The 12,949-nt window shown below is 41.6% G+C and carries 8 protein-coding genes; all 8 read left to right on the forward strand.

Translation table 11 applies throughout. From position 1 onward, the window contains the following. Nucleotides 1-27: 27 nt before the first annotated feature. The 8 genes from RIB15_RS14310 (at nucleotide 28) to RIB15_RS14345 (ending at nucleotide 12,590) form a co-directional block, all read left to right on the forward strand. A complete protein-coding gene (locus tag RIB15_RS14310; RefSeq protein ID WP_350202851.1) occupies nucleotides 28-7,602 on the forward strand; it encodes a DUF2341 domain-containing protein in 7,575 nt (2,524 codons plus the stop codon). Between the two features lie 287 nt (nucleotides 7,603-7,889). Then, nucleotides 7,890-8,342, forward strand: a complete 453-nt coding sequence (locus RIB15_RS14315; protein WP_350202852.1) for a hypothetical protein — start codon at nucleotides 7,890-7,892, stop codon at nucleotides 8,340-8,342. A gap of 5 nt (nucleotides 8,343-8,347) precedes the next feature. Beyond that, a complete protein-coding gene (locus RIB15_RS14320) occupies nucleotides 8,348-8,968 on the forward strand; it encodes a hypothetical protein (protein WP_350202853.1) in 621 nt (206 codons plus the stop codon). A gap of 12 nt (nucleotides 8,969-8,980) precedes the next feature. After that, nucleotides 8,981-10,297, forward strand: coding sequence for a DUF4900 domain-containing protein (locus RIB15_RS14325; protein WP_350202854.1), 1,317 nt, complete (start codon nucleotides 8,981-8,983; stop codon nucleotides 10,295-10,297). Between the two features lie 35 nt (nucleotides 10,298-10,332). Further along, a complete protein-coding gene (locus RIB15_RS14330; protein WP_350202855.1) occupies nucleotides 10,333-10,719 on the forward strand; it encodes a hypothetical protein in 387 nt (128 codons plus the stop codon). 242 nt (nucleotides 10,720-10,961) lie between these two features. After that, entirely contained in the window at nucleotides 10,962-11,426 is a 465-nt protein-coding gene (locus tag RIB15_RS14335) for a hypothetical protein (protein ID WP_350202856.1), read from the forward strand. Between the two features lie 65 nt (nucleotides 11,427-11,491). Beyond that, nucleotides 11,492-12,076, forward strand: coding sequence for a hypothetical protein (locus RIB15_RS14340; protein ID WP_350202857.1), 585 nt, complete (start codon nucleotides 11,492-11,494; stop codon nucleotides 12,074-12,076). Beyond that, entirely contained in the window at nucleotides 12,069-12,590 is a 522-nt protein-coding gene (locus tag RIB15_RS14345; RefSeq protein WP_350202858.1) for a hypothetical protein, read from the forward strand. Before RIB15_RS14340 ends, RIB15_RS14345 begins: the two co-directional genes overlap by 8 nt. The last annotated feature ends 359 nt before the right edge of the window (nucleotides 12,591-12,949 follow it).

Here is a 12,949-nt window from a genome sequence, read left to right on the forward strand (position 1 = left end):
CCAATAAACTCAGTCTAACCCAGAAGTGTGAAAATCACCCAAAGCACACATATCGGACTATTGACCCTGCTGATTGCACTCATAAGTGTGGAAACTATTTCCGCGCAAGTTCCGGGGTATACCTTCCGTAAAAAATTTGCTGTTGATAATGCCCAGGTTTCAGGCTCTACAAATTTGACTGATTTTCCTGTACTTATCTCACTCACAGAAAATGATTTCAGAACCACGGGTAATGGTGGGGGTGTTGAAAGCCCCAATGGATATGATATTGTATTCACTTCTGCAGATGGTTCTACCGTTCTTGATCATGAGCTGGAATCATACAATGCCTCAACCGGTGAAATCTTATTTTGGGTTCGCTTCCCTACCCTTAATGCCACGTCTGATACCGAATTCTTCGTTTACTATGGAAATTCCAGCCAAACTACCGATCAATCTGTAAATACCACCTGGAATTCCGGTTATCAAATGGTTCTGCACCTGGATAGTGACCTGAGTGACGCAACTTCTAATGGAAATAATGGTTCTACGAGTGGAACTTCTGTAATTCCAGGAATAATTGGTGACGGGCGTGATTTCAATGCCGGGAGCGGAAATGACATAATTACCATTCCAGATGACCCTTCCATTGAGATTACCGGAGATATTACTATTTCATTCTGGATGAATGGTTCCAATCTTAATTCTGTAGGCCCCGACTTGGTAACCAAAGGTGCTTACAACAGTTCTTATGCCGTTTATTACTTTAATAATATCACCGTTAACGATGACGGAACTGCCTTTGATGGTAGCGCCTTGAATGACGGACAAGATTATTATGTCACTTTCACAAACAGCAGTACCAATGGCCGTACTATTTATATTGATGGAGCGCAGGATGTAACTAACGGAACCGCGTTCAACTTCACCCCAAATGGAGACAACCTCACCCTTTCAAGCGGAGATTTTCAGTTTGACGGGATGATGGATGAAGTTCGGATTTCGAATGTTGCACGCTCGGCCGACTGGATTGCTACGGAATACAGCAACCAAAATGCGCCGGGAAGTTTTATCTCTGAGATACCTGATCCGCCTGTTCTTGCCGATATTGAATCTTCTCCACAGAACTTTTTTGCCGGGGGTTCTGAGGTTTTTATTACTTCAGCTATTACTGTTGACCATCCATTTACTTCTAATCTCTCAAGTGCTGAAATCGAAATCACCGGAAATTATAATGCTTCTGAGGATGTACTCGACTTCACTGACCAGAATGGAATAACAGGCAGCTGGAATTCGGGAACAGGTATTCTATCACTTTCCGGGACGGCTACCTTAGCACAATACCAAGCTGCTTTAAGGGATGTTACCTATGAGAATACCAACGGTTCTACCCCTGACCAAAGCACCAGAACAATATCAGTAACCGTCAATGATGGGTCAAACGACAGCAACACCCTCACAAGAGATCTCAATATAATCACTACCCTGACTGACCTATCGACTGATTTAGCCAATCCCGTTTTTCATTTTGATGCACAGGATGTAAATGGTGATTTAAATCTGGGGAATCAGCCTGGAGATGGTACCTCTGTCGCTTCCTGGGGAGACCGTTCAGATAATGCTGTGGGTTCCGGAACTGATCTTTCAGCAATAAATGGAACTGCTGCCCAACGTCCACTATTCAATTCAAACTATTTTGGTGAACGGGGTGGAATTCTTTGGGATGGAACCGATGATAACCTTGATCCGCCAAACAACGCTATTTTAAATACAGCTAGTTATACAGAAAAATCTTTTGCCGTTGTTTTCAGAACCGGGGCATCAGTTACAGGGTTACAGGTAATTTACGAACAAGGTGGTGGTACCCGGGGGTACCAGATTAGTATTAAAGATGGTAATGCGTACGCTTTCGTATGGAATAACAACGAATGGGGCGTCGGGAATCAATACAAATCAATTGATTTAGGAGTAGTCCAACCCAATGAGAGTTATATATTGATTGCGAGCCATGATGCGACAGCCGGTGCGCTAGTCAATCGTACCTGGTCAGCAAGCATAAACGGTGGTACTGCCATTACTTTGTCCAATACTGATGTTCAGCAAGCTCATAGTGGCGGTGCCATCATTGGTGAAGAAAACGGAACCCGCGACCCGGTGACAACAGCAAACAACCCAGCAGGCAATAACAATTTTAACGGATACATCGGCGAGTTTTTATCCTGGAATACAGCCCTTAATGGCGGACAGATGGCCAGTGTGTACGACTACCTCTGCGATAAATGGTGTAATGAACCTCCTGTCCTGGCTTCAATTGAAATGACAGACCTTGATTATACAGAAGGTGATTCACCAACTTCTGTCTCCTCCTCACTAACTGTTTCAGATAGTGATAATACTATTCTTGAGGGAGCCACCGTAACCATTTCTTCAAATTTTGAGACCTCCGAAGACGTTCTGGATTTCACTCCTGTCGGAAATATTGGCGGAAGCTATAATTCAACAACGGGTGAACTAACACTTTCAGGAACTGATTCACCAGCTAACTATCAAACTGTTCTTCGTTCGGTTACTTACGAAAATACGAACACCGTCAATCCATCCACAGCATTAAGAACCATCGATTTTGAAGTGGAAGATTGGGATGATGTAAGCAACACGGCCTCCCGTGATATAAATGTAATTGCTGTAAATAGTACTCCTTCTCTTTCCGGTATTTCAGGACCTGCTTTAACATACAATGAAGGAAGCGGGGCTGTAAATGGTAGTGCCGCATTTACGGTGGCTATTTCAGATGCAGATGACACCAATATGGAAAGTGCCACCATTGCCATCACAAATAATTATACGCTTGGGGAAGACGAACTTGGCTTTCCGAATCAGCTTGGAATTACCGGAAGCTGGAACTCTACAACGGGCATTTTGACCCTGACTGGTTCTGCATCCCTGGCTGATTATCAGACGGCACTTGAGGCTGTAACTTACGAAAACCTGAGTGCTGATCCGGTTGAGATTACCCGGACTATTTCATTTACCGTTAATGATGGAGCGAGTAACAGCAATACCGAATCCAGAGATTTAGATGTGGTAGCTGCTAACTCAGCGCCGGTGCTTTCCGGTATCGAATCCTCGGCTCTGAATTATGATAATGCAGCTATTCAAATAACGTCTACCCTACAAGTATCTGACCCGGATGACACTCAACTCGACAGTGCCTTCGTGTTGATTACTCAAAATTTCAAACCCGCCGAAGATTCCCTTTTATATTCGGAGATTTTTGGAATTACCGGGGATTTCGATGATCAAACAGGACGATTAAAACTGGAAGGAACTACTTCTTTAAGTGATTATCAGACAGCCCTGAGAACCGTTGAATACAAAAACTTTGCCACCATACCTACCGGACCCGAACGAGAAATCAGTTTTGTAGCTCACGACGGAGCACTAGCCAGTGACACAGTGAAACGCACAATTGAAGTGAATGCGGTAGAAGCTATTAACGGATTGGAAGTTTGGCTGCGCGCAGATGCCGGAATTGTAACCAGCGGCAGTGAAGTTGTGACCTGGCAGGATCAAAGTGGAAATGGAAATGATTATACCGGAACCGCAGATGCCGGAACCCGGCCTACATTTGTAAGCAGTTCAAGCCTGCTTAATAATCAGCCCTCTATTAACTTTGCCGGTAACGGGGATCACTTTGCTGATACTGATGGAGAGAATTATATCAATGGATCAACCGAGTTTACCATCTTTTTGGTTTTGAAATCAGATCAGACCAATACTGACCGTGGATTGTTTATTGCAGAAACACCCGTTTCTCAAGATAAGACATTAACCATTCGTTATGATGCAGCCGGAGCTAATACCGGCGGTGCCTTTACCAATGTAGTAAAGGCAGGGATACTGGGAGATGATCCCGACAACCAAATTGAGAGTTTTACTGATATCCAGACAACTAATGGGCAGATTATCAGCTATCAGTGGCAAAGTGGCAATACCTATGATATTTTTATAGATGGTATTCTGAATAACCCCAGTTCGATTGGCCCGCCTCCAACAGGTACTATTAGCAATGCTACCACAGCAATTTTAGGTAAAGGGGGGAAAGATGATCCCGATACCAACAACCAAAGCTGGGATGGTGAGATCGCAGAGTTTATTTATTATGGCCGGCTTCTCACACCATCCGAGCGGGAAAATGTAGAAGATTACCTCTCAGAGAAATACACGCTTTCAATCCGAAAAATTACGGCGGCAGAAAACGGTGAAAATATTTCTGCTGATGACGCAAATACCTCCTACACCTCCCTCACGGGGCCTATTATCAAAGAAGGTTTTGCCGGAGAACTATCCGCAAGCGGAACTTTTGTACTCAATGCACCAACTGGTTTTGAATGGAATACAGGAGCAACTCCATCCGTATCTACTTCAGCGGTTTACGGAGGTACAACAACTCTTGCTGTTTCATATACGAGTATTACTTCTTCTCAAGTTACTTTTACGGTTAATACTGCTTCAACTTCAAATCCGGGTGAGATTGATATTAGCGGACTTCAAATTCGCCCTACCACCGGAGCATTACCCAATACAGGCAACATCACCAATACGGGTACTACAGGACTTGGTGGAGGAACTAATTATGGTTCGCTATCTATGGTTGCAGGTGCTTTGGACAGCCTTGTAATTACTCAGCAGCCATCATCTACAAATGTAAATACGGCTATCACACCAGCCGTTCGTGTACAACTTACCGACCAGTTCGGGAATAGTGTGAAGCAAGCAGGAGTATCGGTTAACATGGCTTTAACTTCCGGAACGGGATCATTATCGGGGACCACCAGTCGTTTGACAAACTCTTTGGGAATAGCTGATTTTTCAGATCTCGAAATTGATGATGTAGGCACAAAACAACTCACAGCTACAAGTTCTGGCCTTGATAATGCCGTAAGTTCAAACTTCAGTATTGTAAATGCCGGCGTACTTACAGGATTTAAAGTTGAACGCGTGCCTTCCGGAAATATCAGCCCAAAAATAGCCGGACAAAATTTCAACATAAAAATTACTGCCATTGATGGTTCTGGGACAACTGTAACTACTTTTTCGGGAACCACGGTTGTAACTTCTTCTTGTGATATGGGGTTAGGACAAGGTACTACATCCAGTTTCAGTTTAGGAGTTCTGTCCTCCCTTACTGTTAACATTACCAGTGTCGGTAATTGTACAATTACGGCAACCAATTCCTCAGGCTCCGAAACCGGGGTAAGTAATTCATTTGCTGTATCAGCGGGCGCAGCTGATGAGTCCGAAACCACTATCTCTGCTTCTCCCACTGTAATTCTAAATGATGGAGCCAGCACTTCTACGATTACGGTTCAAGCCAAAGATGCTTTTGGAAATAACGTTACAAGCGGAGGTGCTACCGTAGTATTAAACACTGATGAGGGTTCAATTGGCAGTGTTACTGATAATTCGAATGGCACCTATTCGGCCACGCTTACATCCTCCACGGGAACAGTTGTTGCAACGATAACCGGTACTTTGAATGGAAATAGTATCAGTGATAATGCCCTGGTAGAGTTTGCCTCCTTCAGTCATATCTGGGAAAGTCAGCTCGGTTCTGTTGCTGATGCCTCCAATTATTTTGATCCTGACAACTGGAACGTTGGTTCTGTACCGAATGCAGCCTCAGTTGTACTGATTCCTGCGAGTCCTGCTGTTGGTAATGAGTTTCCTGTTGTTAATGTAACCGATACAGAAATTGCTGCCCTTTCCATCGAGGCTAGCGCTGAACTCAACATATCAGGTGGTGTTAACTTTATCGTCTCAGGTGATGTTACCGGAAACGGGGAACTACTGGGAAGTAATAATGACTCTCTTACCATTGGTGGTGATCTGAATATTCCGAATTTCACCCTAGGTAATATCATATTTAATGGAAGCAGCGACCAAACTATTCAAAGTCCACATTCTTTTGTAAACGTTGAGGTTGACAATCCCGGAACAGTAGAAATCACAAACAATTTCACTGTAACTGGTATTCTCACTATGACCGATGGCGAATTACTCGTACCAAGCGGCCTAAACCTGATCGCCAATACACAAGCATATGGAACAGGTGTTCTGCGGTTCCAGAGAAAAATTTCAGGAGTCAGAGGCTGGAGAATGCTGGCATCGCCGGTAAACTCAACCGTCGGTGACTTCCTTGACGGCACCCTTACCCAGGGTTATACGGGTGCAACGTACAGTACAGGCTCAGATCCCGGTGATACTCTTCAGCCTAACGTAATGTGGTATCTTGAAGATTATGATATTAATGAAGAAGGCTTACCAGCCACTGATAACGACCGATTAAGAGCCCCTTCAAATAGTACAAACTCTCTGGTGGCCGGAAGAGGTTACTGGGTTTACTTTTTCGGAAGCATTCCAGCTGACCCTCTGTATAATGATCCGCTTCCGGATACCCTGGATGTAGCCGGACAGGAATTTGGGTCTGGTGCAACTGAAGTAGATTTTGGTGTTACTTATACCCCTGAAGCCGATTCTGGATGGAACTTTGTAGGGAATCCGTTTGGAGCATCTATTAACTGGAATAATGCCGCAAACTGGACGAAGACAAATATTGAATCAACCATTTATATTTGGGATCCGGCTGCCAATAGTGGAAATGGAGAATTCCTTACCTGGAATGGGTCAACAGGCTCTCTGGGTAGTGGTATCATCCCGGCCTTCCAGGGATTTTGGGTAAAAGCCAATGCCTCAAGTCCCGAACTGAAAGTTAAAAATGCAGCCAAAACCACGGGGGGTAACTTCCTCCGCAAAGAAGTTCCGGCACAGCTGCAAGAGTTTGAAAGTTCACCTCCTGTTTTGGAGCTCAAAGCAACTGGGAATGGGTTGGCAAAAGTAACCCATGTTATGCTAAGCCAGAATGGTACAGAAGGTAAAGACGATCAGGATGCATTGCGGCTTCTACCCTTCTCAGATTCACACATTGAATTTTATTCAACGCTGAGTAATGGTACAGAGCTTGTGATCAATAACCGACCAGCCAATTTCAGCCACCGCCAAAATGTTCCCCTGCATTTCGAGTCTTACATTAATGGACAAGTTGCAGCTGGTAGTTACACCCTTAGCTGGCCCGGACTTAGAAATGTACCTGAGGAATGGTTATTAATCTTGTTTGACCATGAGACCGGACAGGAAATTAATCTCAGAGAGCAGGAAAATTATGTTTTCAGCTACAATTCAAAGAAAAAACTAAAGCAGGCTCAGCCTACAAACGGGGCTCCTTCCCTGAAGAAAAACAAATCTTCCGCAAGATTCCTCTTGAGAATTACCACTGAGGAAATTGAGGCTAATATCCCTGAAGAAGTTTACTTATATCAAAACTATCCGAACCCGTTTAATCCAACTACCACTATTCCATTTGGACTAACTGAAGAGTCGGATGTGACACTTGAAGTTTTTGACATTCTGGGAAGAAAAGTTCAAACCCTGGTTTCTGAGACACTTCCGGCAGGAAACTATAACATCCCTTTCCAGGCGGGCAGACTAGCGAGCGGGGTTTATTTATATCGTATCCTAACGAACCAAAAAGTTCTGACTAATAAAATGGTGCTGATTAAATAAATAAGCTAACATCTACGGGTGCTTCTTTTCCGTAGTATCAATAAGACGATGATTTGATCTTTTAAAACAGTATATTAATATTAGAATTTTTTAATATTAATTTGTGTGTCGAATTAGAAGGTGCGAATGATGGTCATTTAATGATTAGAGATATTATTTAAAATATCTAATCGAATAAGGTCGAAATTATATGTTGATTTACTTTACTCAAGGTTATAGAGGAAATTTTGTAACAAATCATGTTAAGATAAATCATTACTGTGTAACAACTCTAAACTTCAAAAGCTATGACTGACTATTCAGATATTATTTACCTCGGTGCTGCAATGGTAGTTTTTTCATTGCTTACAATGAACACATCCCGAAGTTTTCAGGTAACCATAGATACCATGGTAAGGTCTGAATTGGAATATAGAGCCATTTCGGCTGCTCAGGAAGAAATTGACGCTATCCGCTGGGTACAGGCCAGATATAAAAGTCAGGATCCTTTCAAATCATCCAACAGTCAATATTTATATGATGACAATCCTATACAGCGTACCTTTAAATATGGTGTAGACGAGGAGTATTCAGAAACATTCACCATTTACAGGAAAGCTGAAGAAAGCGATGATTGTGACTTATTGGATTCTACCACGCAGCGTTGTTATGAAATTACTATTACCGTTCAGAATAATTCTCTGGACCCTCCGATTACAGTAACTCAAAAACTCATCAGAACCTTAACATTTAACAGCTAACGGCCATGAATATAGGTATTGTTACAAGTTATGTTATTGGAGGTTTTATGCTGATTTCGATTCTTGCATTTAATATCAGCTTAAATACAACCAGCCAGGAGACCACCATATCTACTATCAATCAGGAAAAAAGAGACAACTTGGTACAGTTGCTTTCCTGTGACTTCAATGGCTTAGGTTATTCAGATGATGTTTTTAATAATGACCCTATACAAGTAAGCGAGGATGATGAAATTGAATTCAGAACCTCCCCTGCTTGTGTTGACGGAGGTAATGATACTTCTGGTGAATTAGTAACACTTTACGCCAACTCTTCTAATCTGGCAACATCCACCACGAACCCGAATGACTTTTATTTGTACCGCGAAGACAAAAATGGAACCTCCCGTTTCCTGGTTACTCATTTTGAACTGGTTTACTTTCGAAAAAATATTGTTAGCGGAGATTGGGATGAGGTTGCCAATCCAGCTTCACTTTTATCTCAAAGAGAAATAAAGATAAGAGTTGAGATCATGATCGAATCAGAAGAACCTATTCGTATTAGTCCACAAGGGGTATATATATATCACCGAACCGCATGGACCAGAGAATTTATCCCCAACATTATGAATCACCCCTGGAATTAAAAGGAGAGTATTATGGGAAGAGCAATGCTATTTCTTGTTAGTGGTTTAGTTATCATTTCGGGCATTATCCAAATGGCTAACACCAATCGTACTGAAGTTCTGCCTCAGCGCACCGCCATTCACTTTAATGAACAGCAAGCCAAAAACGTAGCTTCAAGTCTTATTGACAATGCAATCCAGAATTTACTGGTAGATATGGAATGGTCTGATGAAATCTCAATGTCTACCGAAAGTGGCGCAACTGGCACTTTATATATGAGTCAACCTGATCCTGATGATGAGTTCCGGGTGCTGCTTACCAGTTTTGGAACATATGGAGGTTATCGGTCAGAGATAGAAGTTTTAATGCAAAGAGATTCTTTTTCAAGATATTCGTACTTCACAGACTCAGAAACTTTCTCTCCACCAAATGATAATGTGAAAATTTGGTGGTGGAATAATGACCAGGTTACCGGACCGGTTCACACAAATGGAACATTTAGTATGTCTGGCTCTCCTACTTTTAATGGTTTTGTTTCCAGCCCTAATGACTGGATTGGATATACCGGAGATGAAGATAGTAGTGACCCGGATGAACGTCATGGTAGTGATTCACCTAATTTTAATGGCGGAACCAATTTCAATCTTACCAAAGACAAAGAATTACCAGGAACGGAACAAATTAACCTTCTGAAAAGTGAGGCTACCCTTACCTTTGACGAACATAGTGATGTTGAATTCTATGAGGATTTGTTAGGTGATGGCTATGTAAAAGTAAAAGATGAAGATTGTAATGATATTCTTTTATGCTATGACCACTATAAACTTTCAAACTATGAAAACCCTGATGGCGGAGTAGTTATAAGTATTGATGGAAGAGCAAATGTAAAGGGAGATGTGAAAGGAAGAGTTACCCTGCATTCATCCACTAAAATAAATATCATGGGTGATATCCGATACGACACAAACCCATTGGTTGATTCTACTTCAACCGATTTATTAGGGTTGGTAAGTGAAGGAGACGTAATGATTGACGAAGATGCTCATGATGATGAAGGAAGCTACCATTTAACTATCCATGCTTCCATTATGGCACTCGGAACTTCTTTTGAAGTTGAAAATTGGGGAGGTGGAAGCCCACGAGGAACCCTAAATCTTCTTGGTGGAATTATCCAGAAAAACAGGGGCCCGGTAGGTACTTTTAGTGGCAACAATGTTGCAACGGGCTATACCAAAAATTATATATATGACACCCGACTTCAGCAAACAATCCCTCCTTCTTTTCCAAGAGAAAGTATCTTCTCATTGGTATACTGGAGAGATAAGCCTGTTATCAAAATTGACTCATAAGTAACATTTAACACATTATATACGAAGTTCATAAAATGAAGAAATTACTATTTGTAACCGCTACCCTGATATTAACCTCCACTATCGCAGTGTACGCACAGCACAAGGTTACTTTCCAAATCAATCTCAAGCCCATGCTCGAGGATAGTACTTTCATCCCCGGTCAGGATTATGTTCAGGTTACCGGTAGCTTCAGTCCTATAAGCACAAGACCTGTACGTCTTTATGATACTAATCCAGTGGATAGCATTTACACAGCGGAAGTGCGCTTTTCTTCACGATACTCAAATCAAGAACTACAATATAATTTTGAGATTGTATCCCCTGATAGCAAGAAGAAAGAAAGACTTCCTCGCAAAGTTTCACTCAGAAGCAGAGAGATTGAATTACAGCCTCTCTATTTTGATGCTTTTGCCTGGTAGTTAGTTTTTTACCTTCCGGTTTTCAGCTTTGATCTAAAATCCGGTTTATCATTCTTTTCGTATTTTCATTGAGTGGTCTGCTCTTTGTTATCAGATCAGAGTTTAGCCTGCCAGTTATGATGCTCTAATTAAAATATATTAACTGGCTTTACTCTGACTTAACCGAGAAATTTACCCTTGTACTTTAAGGTTAGTCAATTAAACATTCGATGAGATATTTTCTTTTAGCAATCTTTCTATTGGTGTCATCTCCTTTCATAGCAGCTCAGGATAATAATGGTATATCCGCACAGGTAAATGTAAGTGCAGAAATCATACAGTCCATTGAGCTGATTACGGTAAACTCTATGCGCTTTGGAAATGCAAACCCTGGCCAACGAGAAATTTATGTAAATCCGATCAACAGTCTTAATGCCGGGTTTATGATTGCTGTTGGGACTCCGGATGCCGAGTTCCGTCTCAATTATTTACCTGAAAGAGAACTAACTCAAATTGATGGCAATGCTACTCTTACTTTCACTTATGAAATCTCAGGTAATCCCGAGGAGAACCAGTCCACCTCGGAACTGCTAGAACTTGACAACAGAAACATACAATTTAATAGTGAAGGCCGATATTACATCTGGGTAGGTGGTAGAGTGAATCTTGAAAATGCTGCACCCGGTAATTATGAAGGTGACTTTACTATTGAAATAGACTACATATGATCCCTAGATCACATAGAAAAACATTGGATTTCAAGCCTTTCAAAAAGAAGGGTTTTAGGCGTTCTATGTACATGGTGATATTTGGCATCCTTTGTTTAACCAATTGGATAACCCTTTCTGCTCAGGAAATTAATTTTGGAGATTTCAGTAGCAAATACGCCGTTTCGCTGTCTGAATTAAATCCAGCGGAAGATTTGAGCTTTGGGATGGTCGTACAAAATGAAGGGCTAAAAAGTATCGACCTGATTGACTCAAAAGTTTTAATTATTGAAGGGGTAAAATACCTGGATGTGATCGTTGACATAACAGCAGATAACTATTTATATCTTGATGATGATATTGCTTGCAATGGTACCAACTCAAATTGTATCCCTTTTACTATTCAGGCAGCCTATGCGAATCGTGGTAATAATGATACTAATCAAGCAGTTCTTATGCAGGTTGCTTCAAATGTAGCAAGTGCCCAGTTTCCAATTGAAGCACGGGGTAATCGCCCACCCGGCCCGCCCCCTACTCCGGTTTATGAAGGCTATAATCCAGCTCTGTATAATGAAACCGCATATATCTATGTATATGGTTCTCTGAATGTTGGAAATATAGACGCCGGCAGCTATTCAGGTAATATTACAATTACCATTTCTTATGACTAAACGATTTGTTTACATACTGCTGCTAGTTATTAGCCTATCCCCTATCACAAAAGCCCAGTTTATTAATCTTCAACTTAAGATTGAACCTGAATTAAGTGCAACTGTTGAGCAGGATTTAGATTTTGGAACCTTAGTAACCAATTCCGGAAGAACTGAGATTCAGTTGGGTGATGTAAATATGGGGGTATTTAGCATTCGGGCTTTTCATACTCAAAATGTATACCTCAATTTGCAGTATCCTGAGGTACTCAGAAATGAAAACCCGGCAATTAGTGACGAAATCCCTCTTCAACTAAACATGTCTTATAATAACACCGGAAATAATAATGCTATTAATTCTGCCCCACTTACTGCAAATAGCGGATTTATCTCGATCCACGATAACACCCAGCTGGAAAACCGCAACGACATCTGGAAACAAATGTACATCTATGTATATGGAGCGATTGAAGTAGGAAATATTCCCAATGGTGTTTATACCGGTGAAGTAGTCTTAAGTGTAGATTACGATTAATTTATTGCGAGATACCTCGGACTTAATGTATAGTACTACCTTATCAGCTTGAAGCAACCTGCCTTTCTCCTATACACCAACAATACGATGCCGTTCACGACTCGCCTGTTTACTTTAATACATCCCATCATTGGCTGACAAATCATGCTAAAGTTACAAAGGGCGCTGCTGCACAAAGATTAGCAGCGAATTCACCATCCCATTTGAACCTTAATGGATAGGATTACCGGATTTCCTTGATTACCCCAAATCCATCCTTACTATCCACTAATCAATTAAATCATGGTTCGAAACCCAGATTTTCTCCTGCCCCTTACAAGCATTAACCACAAAAAAGGTCACTATTCCATTATTGATGG

The organism is Gracilimonas sp., from assembly GCF_040218225.1.
Taxonomy (GTDB): domain Bacteria; phylum Bacteroidota; class Rhodothermia; order Balneolales; family Balneolaceae; genus Gracilimonas.